The following is a 19,188-nucleotide window of genomic DNA, read 5'->3' as shown; positions in this document are numbered from 1 at the left end:
TCAGGCGGTCCAGGACGAGATCACGGACATGGCCTGCCAGGGGGTGAGGCGGGGGTCGCAGAAGGAGGTGTAGCGCTCGCCGACAGAGGCGAGTTCGGCCTCGGTGGCGGCGCACTCCGTGACGTCGTCGGGCGTCGTCTCCAGGTGCAGACCGCCGGGGACGCCGCCGGCGTCGCGCACGGCGGTCACGAAGCGGGAGACCTCGAGCGCGACGGTCTCCACGAGCCGGGTCTTGTGGCCGCTCGGCGCGGTGACGGTGTTGCCGTGCACGGGGTCGGTGAGCCAGATGGCCGGGTGGCCCGCGCCGCGTACGGCCTCGACCAGGCGCGGCAGCCGGTCGGCGACGGTGCCGGATCCCATCCGCGCGATCAGGGTGAGTTTGCCCGGGTCGCGCCACGGGTCGAGCCGCTCGCACAGGGCCAGCAGCTCGTCGGGCTCCATCGAGGGGCCGACCTTGCACGCCACCGGGTTGGCCACCTGGGAGAGCAGGGCGACGTGGGCGCCGTCGACCTGGCGGGTGCGCTCGCCGATCCACGGCCAGTGGGTCGAGCCCAGGAACAGCCGCCCCTGCTCGTCGATGCGGAGCATGGGCACCTCGTAGTCGAGGAGCAGCGCCTCGTGGCTCGTCCACACCAGGGGACTCACCACGTCCCGGCCCGCACCCCGCTCGCGCCAGCCCAGATGGTCGACGATGTCGCTGGCGGCCATGTAGCCGGTGAGAATGCGCAGCGGGTCGGGCCGGCGGCTCTCGGCGTCCGGCTCCGGGCCGTTGACCATGTGCCCCCGGAACGAGGGGAGTTCGACACCGTCGACGACTTCGGTGGGCCTGGACCGGGGCTTGGCGAACTGCCCCGCGATGCGTCCCGCGCGCAGGACGGGCTTGCCGGTGATCAGGCCGAGCGCCCCGGCGAGCAGGTCGAGCACCGCCACCTTGCGTGCGACGTGGTGGGGCCGGCATTCCTGCGGGTCCTCGGCGCAGTCCCCGGACTGCACCACCAGGGTCTGTCCGAGGGCCACGGTGCCGAGCAGGGTCCGCATGGTGGCCACGTCGTCGGGTTGGACGAGGGTGGGGCGCGAGGCGAGTGCCTCGCTCACCTGGCTCAGTTGGAGAAGATCGCCCCATTCCGGCTGGTGCAGTGCCCCGCGGATACGAATATCGCGGATGACGTCCTTCACGACGTCCTTCATGCCGTACTCCGATCCAGCGTGATGTCGTTCGCGTCAGACGTCCGGTCAGGTGGGGATTCCCGTGCGCTTGATCTCGGGGACGGGAATGCCGAGGGCCCGCAGCTGCTGGAAGGGGTTCATGAACTCACGCTGCCGCTTGATCTTCCCGTTCTCGAACTCGAACGAATGCAGGAAGTGGTTCTCGTAGTAGCCCTCCGGGTAGTCCCCGAAGCGGATCTTTCCGTGGCCGTCGCACTCCACCCAGAAGTGGTTGGGGTCGTCCGTCTCGAAGATCCGGACGTTGTACCACTCCCAGTCCGGGAAGCACTTCAGGGACCAGACGGCGTGCTCGGCGAGCCGGTTCCTGCCGTGGGTGGCGACGGGAGAGCCGGTGTCGGTGGTCCACAGGCCGCCGACACCGTCCTCGGTGAACAGCTCGTGCCGGCGCAGCCGGTCCTGCCCCTTGGTGTTCATGTACCGCTCGACGACCGCGCGGTTGCTGCGCCGCAGTTCCGCCTCGTCGGTGAACGGCTTGGTGTCTACGGATTCGGACACGATGGACCCCTGTGTGTGGTCGGGAAACTGAATGAACGACGAAAAGCTGTGCCGCCGGAGGGAAGCCGGCCGGCTCCGCGGCTCAGCGGATGTGCAGGTGGTCGAGGTAGGACCGCACGTTGCGCCGGGTCTCGCTCACGCTGTCGCCACCGAACTTCTCCGCCACCGCGTCCGCGAGGACGAGGGCGACCATCGCCTCGGCGACGATGCCGGCCGCCGGCACCGCGCACACGTCGGAGCGCTGGTGGTGCGCCTTGGCCGCCTCACCCGTCGACACGTCGACGGTGGCCAGCGCTCGGGGGACGGTGGCGATCGGCTTCATCGCGGCCCGTACCCGCAGCAGTTCTCCGGTGGTCAGCCCGCCCTCGGTGCCGCCGGAGCGGCCGGAGGCGCGCTTGATGCCCTGGTCGGTGGCGAGGATCTCGTCGTGGGCCCGGGAGCCGGGGACGCGGGCCAGCTCGAAGCCGTCGCCGGCCTCGACGCCCTTGATCGCCTGGATGCCCATGAGCGCGGCGGCCAGGCGGGCGTCCAGGCGCCGGTCCCAGTGCACGTGCGAGCCCAGGCCGACCGGGACGCCGTAGGCGAGGACCTCGACGACGCCGCCCAGGGTGTCGCCGTCCTGGTGGGCCTGGTCGATCTCGGCGACCATCGCCTTGCTCGCGTCCGCGTCCAGGCACCGCACCGGATCGGCGTCCAGCCGCTGAACGTCGGCCGGCGTCGGGTACACCCCGTACGGCGCCTTGGCGGAGGCCAGCTCGACGACATGGCTGACGATCTCGAGCCCGGCCGTCTCCTTCAGGTACGAGCGGGCGATCGCGCCCAGCGCGACGCGGGCCGCCGTCTCCCGCGCGGAGGCGCGCTCCAGGATCGGGCGGGCCTCGTCGAAGCCGTATTTCTGCATCCCGGCGAGATCCGCATGCCCCGGCCGCGGGCGGGTCAGCGGGGCGTTGCGCGCCAGGTTCTCGAGCGTCTCCGGGTCGACGGGGTCGGCCCCCATGACCTGTTCCCACTTGGGCCACTCGGTGTTGCCCACCATCACCGCGACCGGCGAACCGAGCGTGCGGCCGTGCCGGACGCCACCGAGGAAGGTGACCTCGTCCCGCTCGAACCTCATCCGCGCCCCGCGCCCGTACCCCAGACGCCGCCGAGCCAGATGGTCGGCCACCATCGCCGTCGTCACCGGGATCCCCGCCGGGAGACCCTCCAGCGTCGCCACCAGAGCGGGACCGTGGGACTCCCCCGCGGTCAGCCAGCGCAGCCTGCTCATGCGGCACCGTGGTGCTTCTCGCCGGCGGCGTGGAGCTGTGCTGACCGAGCGGCTTTCGACATGCTTCCTCCACGGATCGATACGGCGCTGATCCCCGGTTCACCGTGCGCGGTGCCGGGATGCGGAAAGGAGGGCTGGATGCCGGGAGGGCAGCGACGCGGGCTTGCCCGTACGGGCGGCAGATACGACGTCAACTCACTGCCGGTTCATGTTCCGGGCAGGAAAGACGTGCACAAATAGTGACATATACGGATTGTTCTCGACAAGAGTCTCTTGGAGTGACCTGGGTCACCCCAAGAGGCTTGTGTACAGCGGGAGTCGGGCCAGACACCGGGTCAGGAGGTCCGCTGTGTCGCGCTGATCGCCATGGCGGTCAGCTGGTCCTTCGCGTAGTCGGTGGCACTGCTCGCCCGTAGCGCGGCGACGGCCCGGTCGGTGAGCCGGGCGATGTCGCGTTCCACGTGGCCGACCGCCCCCACGTCGGTGATGATGGCGCGCATCGCACGGAGCTCGTCGTCGGTGAGCTGCGTCCCGATCCTGGTCCTGAGGAACTTCGCAGCGTCCGGGTCCCGCTCGTCGGCATACTTCAGCGCCGCCGCGAACAGCACCGTGCGCTTGCCCTGGATCAGGTCGCCGCCGGACGGCTTGCCGGTCTCCTCAGGGGTGCCGAACACACCGAGCAGGTCGTCGCGCAGCTGGAACGCGACGCCGATGTCGTGCCCGAACGTGCGGTAGACGCCGACAAGTCCGGCGTCCGCGCCGGCGATCGCGGCGCCGATGTGCAGCGGGCGCGCCACCGTGTAGGAAGCCGTCTTGTACTGGTTGACCCTCAGCGGTGTGTCGATGTCCTCGTCGCCCGCCGCCTCGGCCGTCAGATCGAGCAGCTGACCGTGCAGGACCTCGGCGCGCAGGGCCGACCACACCGGGGACACCCGCGCCTGCGCCGGCGCCGGCAGCCCGGATGTGTGGACCAGGTCGTCGGCCCAGCCCTGGGCCAGGTCGCCGATCAGGATCGCGGCGCCCGTGCCGAACAGCTCCGCGTCACCGCTCCAGCACCGGTCCCGGTGCCGGTCGGCGAACATCACGTGGGCGGCGCGGGCGCCACGGCGGGTCGGGGCCGCGTCGATGACGTCGTCGTGGACGAGAGCCGAGGCGTGGAACAGTTCCAGCGCGGCGCCGATACGCACCACCGCATCGGCCGTGGGGCCCTCCGCCTCGCCCCCGGCACCGAGCCAGCCGAGCCATGCGAAGGCCGGGCGCACGCGCTTGCCGCCGCGCAGTACGTAGGTCTCCAACTCGGTGACCGCGTCGGCGCAGGCCGCACCGATCTCCACTGCCTCGCTGCGGCGGTCGGCGAAGAACCGGCGCAGCGCGTCCTCGACGGCTTCCACGGGGTTGGTTCGGGTGCTGGTCATGCTGTCCCTTCGGTGCAGGGTCGACCGGGATCAGTTGCCCTGGTTCTCGGCTGTGTCGGACTGCAGCATCGGGTTCAGCCACGTCGGGAACCGGTAGTACCACTGGAACTTGTAGAGCTCCTCGCCGGTCGACGACATGGCGACGTAGTAGAGGAACGTGTCGTCCGGGGTCCGGCGCGGGATGCTCGCCAGGAACTTCTTGATCTTCGGTTCCATCGGAACGGGAAGATCCCCCGGGTCCTTGGCCACGTTGGTGAAACAGAACCGCTCGACCTTCGGGGAGTCCCAGCTCAAGGTGGCGTAGACCCCGGCCGCCCGCTCACCGAGCTTGAGCAACCGCTCGCTCGGTTCCGGCAGTTCCAGGTCGCGGAAGACCGAGCGGAGGTTCTGTTCCGTGAGCGACTCGGCGGACAGCCCGTTGATGTACACGTTCACCGTGCGGTGCTGGTAGTCGAGCGCGAACATCATCAGCTGCTTGCCGCCCATGCCGTGCCGGGCGAAGAAGTCGTAGTTCCCGGCCAGGCTCTTCGGCATGGACGGGAGGTCGGCCAGCGTGGAGAGCGGTTCCATGTCGTTCGGCGAGTAGAGCACGTAGATCTTCTTGAAGCCGTGGGAGGCTCCGAAGTCGATGCCGTGGCCGACGGCGTCGGTCCGCTCGACGACCTCGGCGAACAGGGAGTGAAGGGGGTGGTCCGTGCTCTCGGTGAGGCCGTTCGCCAGTGCGACGGCGTAGGGATCGGTCTCCTGGGGAACCGAGAAGCGCCAGTCGACGTCGCTCTCGTAGCGCCGGCCGGTCCCCATCCGGAAGGCGATCATCGTGTGGGGAGCTGTCACCGCGTCCTTGTACGCGGTCAGGACCGACCGGACCTTGTCGTGCGAGTAAGGCACCCCATGCAGTCCGGCAGATTTCTCGATGGCCGAGTAGAGGTCTGCCAACTCAGAGGTCTCGGGCATTACTCCTCCGTGCGTTGCGTCCTGGGTACAGGGCCGAGTATTGACGACCGGCCTTGAGCGCCGGTCGACTTCCGATCACCCGTGCCGCGCTGCCCACCGGTGCTGGAACCTCACTGCAGGCGAACTCGAACTTCCGCTGCTTGCAGGGGACTTGGCGATCAGCCGCTCCTAGGATGCGCCGTGAGCCCCCAAACCCGGGCGTGCCCGCTCGTCACCGTCCCCCTTGGCGGCGGGCACGCCTGCCGGTGGGCGGACCGGGTGACGGCCACCCGCAGTCGTTCCCGAGGAGCCGGTGTGACCAAAGCCGAGGAGTTCGCGAAGCTGCGGCCCCTGCTGTTCGCGATCGCCTTCCGGATCGTGGGCGATGCGCGTGCGGCTCACTACGCGGTGCAGGCGGCCCGGCTGCGCTGGATGGTCGCGCCGACGCCGCCCGCGTCGGCCGAGGGACATCTGGCGGCCGAAGTCACCCGGATCGCGGCCAAGGCCCTGCGGTCGGCCCGTATCGCGCGGGGCGAGCTCGTCGGGCCGCTGCTCGCCGGCGACCTGACGGACCCGGCCCGGCCGGCGGACCTGGCGGAATCACTGTCGCTGTCGGCCCTGATGGTGCTGGAGCGGCTGTCGCCGCTCGAGCGCGCCGTCTTCGTGCTGCGGGAGGCCTTCGGGTGCAGTGACATGCAGATCGCGTCGGCGCTCGGCTGCTCGCAGGAGGCGTGCCGCCAGTTCCTCGCCGCTGTCGCGGATGTCAGCGACGGTGGCCGCGAGCCGCTGCCCTGGCCCACGTGCGTGGCGGGCGCCGAGAACGTCACGAGGCTGCTCACGGCGATCGTCCCGCCGCTGCTGCGCGTGGGGGTCACGAGGGAGGAGTGCCAGGTCGGCGGCCGGCCCGGCTCGGTCTTCCGTGACCGCGACGGCAGGTTCCTGCACGCCGTGTCGCTCGATCTCTGCGACGGCCGGATCGAGCGGATCCACCTGGTCGTCAACCCCGGCGAACCCGCCTACGCCGACCCGGTGGCCGAGGCCTGTGCGATTGTCCGTGCGGCGAACCGGGCCCGCTGAGGCCTCCCCCGTCGGCCGGCGGGGCCGAACGGCGGCGCGCCGGTGACGGCGACCGTGACCTTATTCGATGCCGCGCACGACGTCGGGCTCCCCCGTCTCGTCCTCGTCGACTCCGGCGAGCCGCAGCGGCGGGACAGCGCCCGGGTCGGCGTCCGCTCCTTCGTGAGCGGCCGGGCGCTCTCGTACGTGCTGCCGTCCACCTGGGTCCTCCCGCCCGGCGAAGGTCGGTGGAGTCAGCGGTGCCCCGCGAGAACGTGCCGGGCACTCCTTGTGTTCCGTACGGCCCGGTGGATCTCGGGCGCCGCTGCGGAACGGTTGAGCGTGATGTAGTGCAGGCCGGGAGCCCCTTCGGCGAGGAGCCGCTCGGCCATGGCGGTGGCGTATTCGACGCCGATGCGATACCCCTGCGCGGGGTGGTCCCGCGCGGCGTCCAGGCGGTGTGCCAGTTCCTCGGGGAAGGCGGCCCCGCTGAGTTCGGCGAAGCGGCTGATCTGGCGCGCGTCGGTGGCCGGCATGATCTCCGGGATGATCGGGATGTCGCAGCCCGCGGCGGCCACCCGGTCCCGCAGCCGCAGATAGTCCTCGACGTGGAAGAACATCTGGGTGATGGCGTAGTCGGCGCCCGCCCTGCACTTGGCGACGAAGTGCCTGATGTCACTGTCCCAGTCGCGCGAGCGCGGATGACGCTCGGGAAACGCCGCGACCCCGATGCTGAAGTCGCCCAGTTCCCTCACCAAGGAGACCAGTTCGTGGGCGTGGGAGAAGCCTTCGGGATGCGCGGTCCACGGTCCGTTCGGGTTGCCGGGCGGATCCCCGCGCAGGACGAGGACGTCCCGGACGCCGGCGTCGGCGTACTGGCCGATGATGTGGCGCAGCTCGGCCACCGAGTGTCCGACCGCGGTGAGATGGGCGACCGGACGCAGCGTCGTCTCGGTCGCGATCCGTTTCGTCACCTCGACGGTGCGGTCCCTCGACGAACCCCCCGCGCCGTAGGTGACCGAGACGAAGTCCGGTACCAGCCGCTCGATCCGGCGGATCGCCTGCCACAGGTTCCGCTGGCCGGCGTCCGTCTTCGGCGGAAAGAACTCGAAGGAGAACGAGGGGGTCTCACGGGCGAGGACATCACGCAGGGTCGTCACGTCCGGCCTCCGGCATCGAGGTGCACGGGGTGCCGGCGGCCGGGGCGGCGAGGACGGGCGCGAGCGGCGCGGCCGCGCCGGGGCCGTAGGCCCGCTCAACGACAGCGGACAGCTGTGCCCGGTCGACCTCGTGGGACTGCGAACCCACCGCGCCGAGCGCCACGGAGGCCAGCGCGCAGCCCAGGCGGGCCGCGGGCTCGAGCGGCAGCCCGTGGCTGACGGCGGCCAGGAATCCGGCCCGGAAGGCGTCGCCGACCCCGGTCGGGTCGACCGTCTCGGCGTCGTGGACCGCGGGGACGACGAGGGGGGCCGATCCTGCGCGTTCGATGCGCACTCCCCTCGCGCCCAGGGTGGTGACCCAGGCGCCGACGGCGGCGAGGACCTCGCCGTGGCTCCAGCCGGTGCGCTCCTTCAGCAGGGCGGCCTCGTACTCGTTGGTGAACAGCCAGGCGGCGCCCTCCACCAGGTCGCGGACCTGCTCGCCGTCCAGGCGCGCCAGTTGCTGCGAGGGGTCGGCCGCGAAGGGTAGGCCGAGGGCCCTGCACTCGGCGGTGTGGCGCAGCATCGCCGACGGATCGTCGGGCGAGACCAGGACGAGCCCGGGACGCTCGCCTCCGGTGAGGAGCGCGCCCAGGCCGATGTCGTACGCCTCCGCCATCGCGCCCGCGTAGAACGCGGCGATCTGGTTGGCGTCGTCGTCGGTGATGCACAGGAAGCGCGCCGTCTGGCGCTCACCGGAGACACGCACCCCCGCGGTGTCGACGCCGTGGTCCTTCAGCCACACCTCGTACTCGGCGAAGTCGGTGCCGACCGCTCCGACCAGCAGCGGAGACAGTCCGAAGCCGCCGAGCCCGTAGGCGATGTTCGCCGCGACCCCGCCTCTGCGCACCTCGAGCCGGTCGACGAGGAAGGAGAGCGAGAGGTGGGCGAACTGGTCGGGGAGCAGCTGCTCGGTGAACCGCCCGGGGAAGACCATCAGATGGTCGGTGGCGATGGATCCGGTCACCGCGATGCGCACGAGGACTCCTTCGGTCGCTTGGGTCGCTCCGTTCGCCGGTGCGGTGGGGCAGCTCACGGCCGGCACGGCGAGACGTCGCGGTCACCGTCACGATGCACAGCGCCGGACGAGCCCAGCTCGAAACACGACGGAGCCGGCGTGCAGGGCACGGCAGCCGCCTCAGGTGTCCGGCGCGGCAGGGTCCCCGGCAGGTGCCGGGGCCGGCTCCGTGCTCGGCGTGCACCCGGCGGCCCCGGTGGGACGGACCCGGATACGGACCGGTGAGCCGGCCCACGTGGCGGCACAGGCCGGGGCGGCCGATCCGGGGCAGCGTGCAGCGACGCCTCCCGGGAGGAGACGGCGCCGGCCGGGTCAGGCTGCGGTCACACCGTCCACGGCCGGAGCTTGTCGGGGTTGCGCACGGCCCAGATGCGCTGGACGCGGCCGTCGGTCACGTCGAAGGCCAGGACCGACAAGGTGATCCCCTCGCGCTGCATCACCAGTCCGGGCTGGCCGTTGACGCTGCGCTCCTGGATCGACAGCCCGGTTTCCTTGCCCATGATGTCGGCGAAGACCCGGGCGACCTGCTCGCCGCCCCGGACGGGGTCGAGCGCGGCGGGGACGATGCCGCCTCCGTCGGCGATGGCCAGGACGTCGGGGTCGAGCAGACCGATGAGGGCCTTGATGTCCTTGGCCTCCCACGCCTGTCTGAAGTCGCTGACGACGGCGGCGCGTTGGGCTGTCGTGCTGGTGGCGGGCCGCACGTCGCGGATACGGCGGCGGGCCGAGGAGGCGAGCTGGCGGCAGGCCGCCGGTGTGCGGCCGACGATGTCGGCGATGTCGTTGAAGGGGTAGCGGAAGACGTCGTGGAGGACGAAGGCGACGCGTTCGGCCGGGGTGAGTGATTCGAGGACGACGAGGAAGGCCATGGTGACGGACTCGTCGAGGGTGACCCGGTCCGCCGGGTCGGCGACGTTGCCGGAGCGGCCGCTGATCCACTCCGTGCGGTCGGGTACGGGTTCGGGCAGCCATTCGCCCACGTAGCTCTCGCGGCGGGCGCGTGCCGAGCCGAGCTGGTCCAGGCAGATACGGCTGGCGACCTTGGTCAGCCAGCCGCCGGGGGATGCGATGGCCTCCTGCCGCGCGGGCGTCATGGCGTACCAGCGGGCGTAGGTCTCCTGCACGACGTCCTCGGCATCGGCCAGCGAACCGAGCAACCGGTACGCGAGATTGATCAGAGCACGCCGCTCGCTCATGACCGCGCTCAGGCTCGGATCCAGCCGGTCGTCTCCCTGCGGGGATCGGGTGCTCATGGTGTCGACATCTCCTCGGAACGCCTCTGCCGTCACCTCTTGGACGAGACAGCACCTCCGATTGTCAGGCCAGGGCGTCGTCTCACAGTCGGCATCGACCGGTTCACCCCGGGCCGCGAAGCGCCACGTAGCTGTGTGTGACGATCCTCAGCGGCGTCGTCGTCCGGTGCCCCGGAGACCGAAGCGGTGCCCCCTCAGCCCACCGTGTTCTTCTCCGGCGGCAGGATCAGGGTCGGTTCGAGGACGACGCGGACGGGTGGGGCGGGGTCCTCGCGGGTCCAGGTCACCGCGTGCCGGGTGCCTCGTTGCTGGCGCCAGTGGGCCTGGGCGACCACCACGGCGACGTACGGGATGACGACCGAGCCGGCCAGGGCGCAGACCGCGACGACGGGCCAGTGGTTCCAGGTGGCGGCCATCGTGACCACGCAGGCCGTGCGGACCAGCATGGACATCAGGTAGCGGCGCTGGCGACGGCGCAGGTCGTGTGTCAGGCCGGTGCGCGCCCGGGTGATGGACTCGGCCGGGGGTGCGTCCCCGCGCCAGGGCGTTGTGCTCATCGGGCCTCCGTGGACACTCCCGGCAGGTACGCCGGACGAGCGGATGGGGTGGGGGAGGTGCGCAACCGGCCACGTCACGAAGGACGGTGGAAAGGCGGCGGCGCGGGTGACCGTCCCCTGATCACCCGCGCCGCCCTCACTGTCCCGGCCCTCTGCGTCGTGCCCGCCGGGTCAGAGCAGTTCCTGGTCCGGCTCCCGTCCCTCGACGGCGTGCTGTGCTCCGGCCTGCGCGGGCAGGTGCCCGCCCGCCGGGCCGTGGCCGTTCACCGAATCGCCGAAATGGGCCAGGGCCTCCCGCATCTCCTGCTCGGTCGGCTTGGCGACCTGGTTGCCGTAGAGCCAGCGGCTGAGGCGGTAGCGCCGCTTCTCCTCGCGCAGGTTCGGGTTGGGCACGCCGTCGTGGTCCGCGACGGGCACCGGCAGCGGCTTGTACTCCTCGCGGGCCAGCAGGGTGTACTCGCGCCGGCGGTCCAGGCGCTCGTGCACCTCGACGAACTCGCCGTGCGGCAGCCGCTTGATCCGGCCGGTCTCGCGGCCGTGCAGGAGCTTGTCGCGGTCGCGGCGCTGCAGGCCCAGGCAGACCCGCCGGGTGACGAAGTACGCCACGGCCGGGACCGCGAAGACACCGATCCGCACCGCCCAGGTGATCTGGTTCAGGGACAGGTGGAACTTCTCGGCCAGGACGTCGTTGGCGCCGCCGAAGAAGAGCACCAGGTAGAAGGCGACGAAGGCGGTGACGAACGCGGTCCGCGTGGGATGGTCGCGCGGCTTGTCCAGGAGGTGGTGCTCACGCTTGTCCCCGCTGACCCAGGCCTCGAGGAACGGCCAGCCGGCGGCCACGTGGATCATCACCATGGGCAGGATGACGGCGGGGATCAGGACACCCATGCTGACGGTGTAGCCGGCCACCGTGAACTCCCAGGCGGGCATGGCCCGCAGGGCGCCTTCGAGGAAGCCCATGTACCAGTCGGGCTGGGAGCCCTGGGAGATCAGGTCGGGCCGGTAGGGACCGTATGTCCACACCGGGTTGATCTGGGCGAGGCCCGCGAGCAGGCAGAGCACACCGGCGATGAGGAAGAAGAAGCCTCCGGCCTTGGCCGCGTAGTGCGGCATCAGGGGCTGGCCGACGACGTTGTTCTCGGTGCGGGCCGGACCCCGGTGCTGGGTGTGCTTGTGGTAGAAGACCAGGAGCAGGTGCACGGCCAGCAGCGCCACGACGATGCCCGGGATGAGCAGGATGTGGATGCTGTAGAACCGGCCGATCACGTCGTGGCCCGGGAACTCGCCACCGAACAGGAACATCGTCAGATACGTGCCGACCAGCGGAACGGCGAGCGTGACGCCCTCGGCGATGCGCAGGCCGGTGCCGGAGAGCAGGTCGTCGGGGAGCGAGTAGCCGACGAAGCCCTCGAGGGTGACCACGACCAGGAGCACGAAGCCGATCAGCCAGTTGAGTTCGCGCGGCTTGCGGAACGAGCCGTGGAGCAGGTGCCGCAGCGTGTGGGCGCACATCGCGGCGATCATGATCAGGGCCGACCAGTGGTGCAGCTGGCGGATGAACAGACCGCCGCGCACCTCGAAGCTGATGCGGATCGTGGAGGCGTAGGCCTGCGACATCTGCACGCCCTGGAGCGGAACGTACGGTCCGTGGTAGACGGTCTCCGACATCCCCGGATCGAAGAACATCGTCAGCCAGACGCCGGTGAGCAGCAGGACGATGAAGCTGTAGAGGGCTATCTCGCCGAACATGAAGGACCAGTGTTCGGGAAACACCTTGCGGACCAGGGACCGGAAGCCGTAGATCCCGAGCCGCCCGTCCATCCAGTCGGCGATGCGCTCGCCCTTCGGCACCTCGGTGCGGGCACCCGGTGGCGCCGTTTCGGTCGTGCTCATACCCGCGCACCCTCCCCTCGCCGCTCGGCCGTCACAGGCACACCCGGTCCGGCCGGCAAGCGGTCGGTGGTCGAGGCGGCCTGCCGCGGCGCAAGCGGGCCCGTGCCCTTGAGCAGCTCGAACGCTATCGACGCGTGACGCGGCTTCACAACCGCGCTCGAGCCGGATTCGAGTCTCAAGTCATGTAATTCTTGAGCGAGTTGCGAGTCAACACAGTGCATGCCGACCTTCTTCGGTCTCAACTCATCCGGATTCGCGGGCAGATTACAAGTGCACAGACTGCCGCAGACGCCAGTTGATCTGCTTTTGTCACAGGTGAAGCGTATGACCGCGCTCCGGCCGGCCGCGGCCGGGTACAGCGTGCCGCGCGGTGGAGACCGCGACGGCAGGTGCGTCCGGCGCGACGGAGCGGCGCCGGCGCGCGTCCGGGCCATGGGTGGTGCTGGGCGGCGCCGCCGGGGCCGGGCCGCGCGCGCCGCGGAGCGCGGCCCACAGCACCCGCGTCCGCAGCGCCGCTGCGGACGGGGCGGCCGACTGCAGCAGTTCGAGCAGCAGGGTCGCCGCATGCGGGTCGGTGGTCGCGGCTGCCGCGATCCGGGCCGCGTACCGCCCGCTGAGCCGGGCGCGCGCTCCGGCCCGCAGGTCCTGGTCCCCGTTCGCCGCGCGCAGCGTGCGGGTGCTCGTGCGCCAGGCGGGGGCCAGCCGGTGGGCGAGGGCCCGGCGTAACCGGTAGCCGAGGCCGACGGCCGTACCGTGGCCGGCCAGCAGGTGATCGAGGACGAGGGCGGACTGCACCGCGATCGTCATGCCCTGGCCGTGGGCCGGGTCGACGGCGGCGAAGGCGTCGCCGACGACGAGGAACTGGTCGGGCCAGCGGCGCAGCTTCTCGTAGTGGCGCCAGCGGTTCGCGGTGGGACCGCAGGTGTAGACCGGGCCGAGCGGCATGGCGGTCTCGATGACGTCGCGCAGCAGCGGGTCGCGCAGGGCGCCCGCGGCGCGCAGCAGCCCTTCGTGGTCGGCGGGCGAGCGCCTGCCGTCACCGGCGCAGACCGACACCGACCAGCGGCCGCCCTCGATGGGGTTGAGGATGCCCTGGGCCGGGTTGCCGGGCGAGGGCATGAGCCACAGGCCCTTCCAGTCGGCGACATGGCCGACGGGCGGCGCGAACACGGCGGTGGCGAAAGCGGTGCGGGTGTCGGCCACTGTCTCGCCGGGAGGCTCGTAGCCGAGTTCGGCGAGCCACTGGGGCGCGCGCGAGCCGCGTCCGGTGGCGTCGACCACGAAGTCGGCGGGTATCAGGCGCCGGGTGCCCCATCCGCCGGGCGCCTTCCGGTCCCGCCCACGCACCCATACGCCGGTGACGGTGTCGTGGCGGCCTGGCTGCAGCGAGACGGCCTCGTGCTCCTGCAGAAAGGCCACCTTGGGGTCGGCGCGCAGCCGGTCCCGTATCACCGCGTCGATCAGATCGCGGCCGGCGCTCAGCATCGACAGCTCCGAGCCGGCCCGGGGCAGCCAGCCGCCCGGGCCGAGCAGCAGCATGTCCTCGGGCATCCGGACGCGTACCGCTCCGGCGCCGGTCAGGTCCTGGCCGATGCCGGGAAACAGCTCTTCCAGGCCCTGCTGGGCGGCCGTCATGAGGCTGTGGGTGTGCCGCGCCTGGGGCACACCCCGGCGCCGGCCGGGGCCGCGGGGCACCCAGTCGCGCTCGATCACGGTGACCCGGTCCATGAAGTTGGCCAGGGCCCGGGCCGCGGTGAGCCCGGCGAGACCCGAGCCGAGGACCACGGCGTGGCCGTGGCCGCCGCGACGTCCGCCGGCAGCCTGTGCGTCCAGAGTCAACACCCCTCCCGTGCCCGTACGTTGTTCCTGCATCATGCGCGCAGGCGCCGTCCGTACGGCAGTGGCTCAGGCAGTCGCCAACAGGACTTCGAGGGGGACTCGAGGCGGTCTCGACCGGCGGGCTGCCGGCTGTTCGCCGTCACTGCGCCGCGGTGGACGCGCGGTCCGCTGCGGTGAGCGCCCGGTCCACCAGGGGTCCGGCCACACCGGTGTAGCCGTCCGGGTCGAGCAGGGCGGCTGCCTCACCGCGGCTGAGCACTCCGGCGAGCTGCGGGAGTTCGGCCAGCACCGCGGCCAGCGGCCGGCCGGTCGTGGCGGCGAGCAGCGAGGCCCGGGTCAGCAGCTCCTTGGCGGCCGTCTTGCCGATGCGCGGCGCCAGGACGGCCGAGACCCGCTCGGACACGAGCTGTCCGCCGGTGGCCGCAAGGTTGGCGCGCATCCGCTCCGGGCGCACGGTGAGTCCCCGCGCGAGTTCGACGGCCGTGTGCGCGGCGCCGCCGGTGAGCCGCAGGGCCTCGCGCAGCGGCTGCCACTCGGCGTGCCACACCCCGGCCGAGCGCTCGTCCTCGGTGGGCAGGCACTGCATCAGTACGGCGCCCAGGGCGGGCACCTGGAGGGCGGCGGAGCGGATCAGGGTCGCGAGCACGGGGTTGCGCTTGTGCGGCATGGCCGAGGAGGCGCCCCGGCCGGCGACCGCGGGCTCGGCCACTTCGCCGACTTCGGTACGGGTGAGCACCAGCACGTCCGCGGCGATCTTGCCGAGGGCGCCGGTCGTGTGGGCGAGGGCGGCCCCCAGGTCGGCGACGGGGGTGCGCAGGGCGTGCCAGGGCAGTACGGGGGCGGCCAGGCCCGTCTCGGCGGCGAAGGCGGCGCCGAGTTCGTCGAGTACGGCCGCGGGGTCGGCGCCCTCACCCGCGTACTGCAGGTAGCCGGCGAGTGTGCCGGCCGCGCCGCCGAGCGAGACCGGAAGCCCGCCGCGGGCGACCCGTTCGAGCCGGTCGACGGCGTCCAGGACCAGTTGGCGCCAGCCGGCCACCTTGAGCCCGAAGGTCGTCGGGACGGCGTGCAGGGCGAGGGTGCGGCCCGCCATCACGGTGTCCCGGTGCGCGGCCGCGAGGCCGGCCAGGGCGGCGGCCACGGCCCGCAGATCCGCCACGATCAGGCGCAGCGCGCGTGCGGCCACCAGCATCGCGCCGGTGTCGAAGACGTCCTGGCTGGTGGAGCCGCGGTGCACGTACTCGGCGGCCGCCGGGGAGCGCTTGGCGACCACCGCGGTCAGCGCCTTGACCAGGCCCACGACCGGGTTCGCGGTCTCCCGTGCGGCCAGGGCGAGTTCGCGCACGTCGAGCAGGTCGGCGCGGGCGGCGGCCGTGATGGCCTCGGCCGCGTGTGCGGGCACCGTGCCGCAGCGGGCCTGGGCGCGGGCCAGGGCCGCCTCCGCGTCGAGCATCGCCTGCAGCCACGCGCTGTCGCCCACGGCCGCCTCGACGGGGGTGCCCGCCCGCACCGGTGACAGCAGCCCGGCGTCCAGGTGGGCGTGCAGGGTTCCGGGCCGCGGGGGTTCCGGCAGGGAGGTCATGCGTCCGCCTTCGCGCTCGGGATGGTGATCGGGGTGGCGCCCGTGGCGCGGGCCGGCTGGGCGGCGGGTGCCGCGGGCACGGCGAGGACCGCCGCCGCGATGGCGTCGGAGTCCTCGAGGGTGACCGAGCCGACGCCGGGCCTGATGCCCGCGGCGGTCACCCAGTGCACGGACTCGGTGGGCACGCCGTAGGCGAAGCGCCGGGGATGCGGCACGTCCTGGGCGTCGATCAGGTGGTACGGCCGCTCGGAGACGGCCAGCCCCCCGGTCTCGTAGTCCTCGGCGGCGTCCGCCGTGCCGCCGGGGATGCGGTACGGGCGGCACTGCCCGGTGCGCAGCAGCCGGCTCATCAGCGGGTCCGCGGTGCGCCTGAGGTCGATCTGGGGCAGCCGGGCCTCGATGAGGACCGTGGCCCGCACCCGCACGTCGGCTATCGCGCCGGAGGTGCCGGTGAAGCAGGGGCCGAGCGGATCGTGCGCGTCTGCGGTGACGCGCAGCCCGGGGCCGGTCACGTCGAGGACGCCGGCGTCGATGAGCGCGGCCATCTCCTCGATCCGGGACGCCGGGGGGCCGATGGACAGATAGGCGTTGAGCGGTGTGTACCAGCGGTCGAGGTCGTCGCGGTGGGAGGCGGCGGTCAGGCCGGCGTGCTCGACGGCGAGCCGCACCTCGTTGCGCAGGTCCCGCAGGACGTCGAGCGCGGCCTTGACCGGTCCGCTGACGTTGCCCTGGCGGGCGAGGCGGACGTCCTCCTCGAGGTGGCCGCGCAGCCAGCTGCGGAAGGCGGCCAGGTCGTCGAAGACGTGGCCGCCGTAGGGGCGGGCGATGCGCTCCCAGTCCCAGCGGTCGGCCGCGGCGATCCCGGCCTCGCCGAGGAGGCCGTCCTCGGCCCGGCCCGGCTCGGCGTGCAGATACCGCTCGGTGAACTCCTCGGTGACACCGGCGGGTTCACCGCGCTGCGTGAGCAGGGCCGCGTAGTAGACGGCGCACACCTCCTTGGAGATCAGCGGCCACAGGTCGGCGGCGAAGTCGATGGCCCCGCTGCGGGTGTCCCGGGCGCGCAGGGCCGCGATGTACCCGGCGGTCAGCAGCCGGGGGTAGCAGCGGCCGTGGGCGCCCTTCTCGTTCTCGCCACGCGCCTGGTAGGGCACACCGCGCCGGGACCCCGCGTACAGGCGCGGCTCACGGCCCGAGGGCCGGTAGACCAGGCGGCCGTCGACGCGGGTGAAGACACCGCCCCGGCCGCGGGTCAACAGCGCCATGTAGTCGAAGAAGTTGAGCCCGAGCCCGCGCAGCAGCACGCTCTGGCCGGGCCGGACGGACGACAGGTCCACGTCGGCCGGGTTGGCGGGCGGGACGTACGTCAGCCCGTGCCGGGCGGCGAAGCCGGCCAGCCGTCGCTCGGTGTCGGAGGGCCGGGCCGGTACATGGCCCTGGGCGAGGACGACCGCGGACAGACCGGTCAGCCGCGTGCCGTCCTCGAGGGTGACGGTCTGCGGCCCCGCGTGCGGGTTCGCGGCGTCGGCGTCCTCGAGGGCGACCGCCCGTACGGCGTGGGTGCGCACCGTCACGTGCGCGGCGGCGTTCGCGACGACCCGCTGGAACGCCCAGGTCAGATAGCAGCCGTAGAGCGCGCGCGTGGGATAGGAGTCGGGGCCGAGACCGCGCGCCTCGGCGAGGAAGCCGTCGTCGTAGCCGGCCTCCGGGCCGGTCTCGACCGTGCCCGACTCCAGGGCCTTGGCCCACTGGTACAGGCTCGGCCCCTCCTCCAGCGGACCGTCGATGCGGACGCTGGCGTCGGTGTAGACCGTCACCTGGGAGGCAACGGTGTTCATCAGCAGGTGCCGGGACTGGGCAGGGCGCCACACCCGTCCCGAGCCCGGCGGGTCCGGGTCGACGACATGCACGGTGACGGTGTCCCAGCGGGGCGACTTCCGTTCCTGCGCACAGAGCCGTTCCAGTACGGAAAGCCCCCGGGGGCCGGCGCCGACGAGGCACACCTCCAGGTGTGCCGCCGTGCCGTTCCCGGCCGGCGGAGCGGATTCCAGGGTGCCTGGGCGTCCGGATGAGAAGGTGTCACCCGGGGGAAACTGAGCGGCCGCCGTCACGGGCGGCCCTGCGGGAAGTGCGGCGCTTACTGCGCGTTCGCCTCCGTGCGTACCGTCCACAGTTCCTCCTTCCGCTGCCACCGTCGGTGCAGGCGCTCAATCAGGCCTCGGTTCCGGGTGGAAGCGGCCTCGAGAAGCGGGTTCGGGACAGTTCCGGATGCAGGCCCCGAACGAGGCTGTATCGGGACTCGAGTCGCCGGTCAGGTAATAGGACTGTTCACCCGGGGTCGGCGCAGCAGCCTCGCCGGACCGGAGCACAGAGTTAACTGCCGCAATCGGCACGGGATATGAGTGATGACAGCGGTTGCGGGGGCGAGACGCCTCGTGAAGGAGTTTCGATGAAGTCTCATCCATGTCCGAGAAAGCACCCTCAGGAAAGCCGCACCGCCACCGGATCCCCCCTCTGCGCTCCCTGCATGAAGGGGGTGGAACGCAATCTGCGCGCACTCCCCGTTCTCCACCAGGAATGCCTGCACCAGGTGTCGCCGACGGGTCGGCGAACGAACCCGACCAAGGTCTCGGGAAGCCGCACCAGGGACTCCCTGGACATCTCCGTACTCGACGCCCGCCACCACATTCTTGCCGTTCTCGAGTCGTGGTCGGGAATGGTCGTGGACAAACTCGGAACCACTGCCCCGCCACGCACCGTGCCCTCCCTGGCACGGTTCCTCAGGCTGCACCTGGAATGGCTCACCGGCCAGCCTCCGGCGGTCGACTTCGCGGACGAAATCGAGGGTCTCGTCGTCGAACTGCGCCAGACCATCGATCCCGAACCCAGCGATCTCCACACGCTCATCAGACAGTGCGTCGTGGACAACTGCCCGGGGACGATCAGCGCTGCGCCGCGGAGCAGCGGACGCGCCGGAAGCAGCAGCATCACCTGCTCTTCAGGACATTCATGGGAAATGCGCGAGTGGCTCGGTCTCAGGAAACTCATGGAGCGGCAGCGAAAGGGTCTCAACGCATGATCAAGCCACCGAGCCACCGGCTCGTCCCCACCAAGGTGGCCGCACTCGCCGTGGGTGTGTCCGAAGCGACGATCCGCAAGTGGGTGAGCCGCGGGAAGATCACGCGCTACGGCGCGCCGCACCGCCGCTCGGAGTTCGACATCGAGGAGCTCACGGAGATCGCCCTGCAGCGCCGGCCCTGACCCGGCCCCCCTGCCCCGGTCTGGGGCCTGACGTACCCAACGTACGCGACATACCCGACGTGCCCGCCGCGGCTGCCCTGGCAGCCGCGGTTGCGCGCGTTGCGGACCCGGCCGTCCGAAGTCCCCGTCGGTGCACCCGCGTTGGCCTGTGCTGCCTTCCCGCACCCACCCGAAGGTGCCGTTCCCGTCCGTGGTGGGA

Annotated in this window: 16 protein-coding genes; 3 read left to right on the top strand and 13 right to left on the bottom strand. The window is 71.9% G+C overall.

The genetic code is table 11. The features are described from left to right. The 5 genes from ACIBBH_RS28370 to ACIBBH_RS28350 form a co-directional block, all read right to left on the bottom strand. Window positions 1-1,176: a 3-deoxy-7-phosphoheptulonate synthase gene (locus ACIBBH_RS28370; RefSeq protein WP_399409527.1), complete on the bottom strand. Its 1,176-nt coding sequence runs from the start codon at window positions 1,174-1,176 to the stop codon at window positions 1-3. A gap of 57 nt (window positions 1,177-1,233) precedes the next feature. Beyond that, window positions 1,234-1,722, bottom strand: a complete 489-nt coding sequence (locus ACIBBH_RS28365) for a PhzA/PhzB family protein (protein WP_399409352.1) — start codon at window positions 1,720-1,722, stop codon at window positions 1,234-1,236. Between the two features lie 82 nt (window positions 1,723-1,804). Further along, a complete protein-coding gene (gene aroC, locus ACIBBH_RS28360) occupies window positions 1,805-2,989 on the bottom strand; it encodes a chorismate synthase (protein WP_399409350.1) in 1,185 nt (394 codons plus the stop codon). A gap of 335 nt (window positions 2,990-3,324) precedes the next feature. Then, a complete protein-coding gene (locus tag ACIBBH_RS28355; RefSeq protein ID WP_399409348.1) occupies window positions 3,325-4,404 on the bottom strand; it encodes a polyprenyl synthetase family protein in 1,080 nt (359 codons plus the stop codon). A 30-nt stretch (window positions 4,405-4,434) separates the two neighbouring features. Next, window positions 4,435-5,358, bottom strand: a complete 924-nt coding sequence (locus ACIBBH_RS28350; RefSeq protein WP_399409346.1) for an aromatic prenyltransferase — start codon at window positions 5,356-5,358, stop codon at window positions 4,435-4,437. A gap of 294 nt (window positions 5,359-5,652) precedes the next feature. On the opposite strand from ACIBBH_RS28350, the gene ACIBBH_RS28345 reads away from it, so the two are divergent. Continuing rightward, window positions 5,653-6,414, top strand: coding sequence for a sigma factor-like helix-turn-helix DNA-binding protein (locus tag ACIBBH_RS28345; RefSeq protein WP_399409344.1), 762 nt, complete (start codon window positions 5,653-5,655; stop codon window positions 6,412-6,414). Window positions 6,415-6,647: 233 nt separating this feature from the next. Here the strand turns inward: ACIBBH_RS28345 and metF are convergent, their stop codons facing one another. The 8 genes from metF to ACIBBH_RS28305 form a co-directional block, all read right to left on the bottom strand. After that, the gene (gene metF / locus ACIBBH_RS28340) at window positions 6,648-7,553 is read right to left on the bottom strand and encodes a methylenetetrahydrofolate reductase [NAD(P)H] (RefSeq protein ID WP_399409342.1); all 906 of its coding nucleotides are present in this window, start codon (window positions 7,551-7,553) and stop codon (window positions 6,648-6,650) included. Beyond that, the gene (locus ACIBBH_RS28335) at window positions 7,537-8,571 is read right to left on the bottom strand and encodes a carbohydrate kinase family protein (protein WP_399409340.1); all 1,035 of its coding nucleotides are present in this window, start codon (window positions 8,569-8,571) and stop codon (window positions 7,537-7,539) included. Before ACIBBH_RS28335 ends, metF begins: the two co-directional genes overlap by 17 nt. Window positions 8,572-8,933: 362 nt before the next feature. Continuing rightward, window positions 8,934-9,863, bottom strand: coding sequence for an RNA polymerase sigma factor SigJ (gene sigJ / locus ACIBBH_RS28330; RefSeq protein ID WP_399409338.1), 930 nt, complete (start codon window positions 9,861-9,863; stop codon window positions 8,934-8,936). Window positions 9,864-10,057: 194 nt separating this feature from the next. Continuing rightward, a complete protein-coding gene (locus ACIBBH_RS28325; RefSeq protein ID WP_399409336.1) occupies window positions 10,058-10,420 on the bottom strand; it encodes a DUF3099 domain-containing protein in 363 nt (120 codons plus the stop codon). A 171-nt stretch (window positions 10,421-10,591) separates the two neighbouring features. Then, on the bottom strand, window positions 10,592-12,313 hold the full coding sequence (locus ACIBBH_RS28320) for a cytochrome bc complex cytochrome b subunit (RefSeq protein ID WP_399409334.1): 1,722 nt from the start codon (window positions 12,311-12,313) through the stop codon (window positions 10,592-10,594). A gap of 309 nt (window positions 12,314-12,622) precedes the next feature. Then, entirely contained in the window at window positions 12,623-14,152 is a 1,530-nt protein-coding gene (locus ACIBBH_RS28315; protein WP_399409332.1) for an FAD-dependent oxidoreductase, read from the bottom strand. A gap of 139 nt (window positions 14,153-14,291) precedes the next feature. Next, window positions 14,292-15,731 carry a 3-carboxy-cis,cis-muconate cycloisomerase gene (gene pcaB, locus ACIBBH_RS28310; protein ID WP_399409330.1) on the bottom strand — a complete coding sequence of 480 codons (1,440 nt, stop codon included), beginning with the start codon at window positions 15,729-15,731 and terminating at the stop codon, window positions 14,292-14,294. Continuing rightward, on the bottom strand, window positions 15,728-17,779 hold the full coding sequence (locus ACIBBH_RS28305; protein ID WP_399409525.1) for an FAD/NAD(P)-binding protein: 2,052 nt from the start codon (window positions 17,777-17,779) through the stop codon (window positions 15,728-15,730). Before ACIBBH_RS28305 ends, pcaB begins: the two co-directional genes overlap by 4 nt. Window positions 17,780-18,255: 476 nt before the next feature. On the opposite strand from ACIBBH_RS28305, the gene ACIBBH_RS28300 reads away from it, so the two are divergent. Further along, complete coding sequence (locus ACIBBH_RS28300) at window positions 18,256-18,807, top strand: hypothetical protein (protein WP_399409329.1); 552 nt, start codon at window positions 18,256-18,258, stop codon at window positions 18,805-18,807. Then, entirely contained in the window at window positions 18,804-18,989 is a 186-nt protein-coding gene (locus tag ACIBBH_RS28295) for a hypothetical protein (protein WP_053666114.1), read from the top strand. Before ACIBBH_RS28300 ends, ACIBBH_RS28295 begins: the two co-directional genes overlap by 4 nt. Window positions 18,990-19,188: the final 199 nt, after the last annotated feature.

It is taken from the genome of Streptomyces sp. NPDC051636, assembly GCF_044453765.1.
GTDB lineage: Bacteria > Actinomycetota > Actinomycetes > Streptomycetales > Streptomycetaceae > Streptomyces.
Note: the sequence above shows the minus strand (reverse complement) of the source record. Positions and strands in the feature narration are given on the sequence as shown.

What these genes read in the sequence shown, in the direction of transcription:
- ACIBBH_RS28355 (WP_399409348.1), bottom strand. Translation starts at nt 4,404, where the DNA reads ATGACCAGCACCCGAACCAACCCCGTGGAAGCCGTCGAGGACGCGCTG.
- sigJ (WP_399409338.1), bottom strand. Translation starts at nt 9,863, where the DNA reads ATGAGCACCCGATCCCCGCAGGGAGACGACCGGCTGGATCCGAGCCTG.
- aroC (WP_399409350.1), bottom strand. Translation starts at nt 2,989, where the DNA reads ATGAGCAGGCTGCGCTGGCTGACCGCGGGGGAGTCCCACGGTCCCGCT.
- ACIBBH_RS28325 (WP_399409336.1), bottom strand. Translation starts at nt 10,420, where the DNA reads ATGAGCACAACGCCCTGGCGCGGGGACGCACCCCCGGCCGAGTCCATC.
- ACIBBH_RS28320 (WP_399409334.1), bottom strand. Translation starts at nt 12,313, where the DNA reads ATGAGCACGACCGAAACGGCGCCACCGGGTGCCCGCACCGAGGTGCCG.
- ACIBBH_RS28295 (WP_053666114.1), top strand. Translation starts at nt 18,804, where the DNA reads ATGATCAAGCCACCGAGCCACCGGCTCGTCCCCACCAAGGTGGCCGCA.
- pcaB (WP_399409330.1), bottom strand. Translation starts at nt 15,731, where the DNA reads ATGACCTCCCTGCCGGAACCCCCGCGGCCCGGAACCCTGCACGCCCAC.
- ACIBBH_RS28350 (WP_399409346.1), bottom strand. Translation starts at nt 5,358, where the DNA reads ATGCCCGAGACCTCTGAGTTGGCAGACCTCTACTCGGCCATCGAGAAA.
- ACIBBH_RS28300 (WP_399409329.1), top strand. Translation starts at nt 18,256, where the DNA reads ATGAAGGGGGTGGAACGCAATCTGCGCGCACTCCCCGTTCTCCACCAG.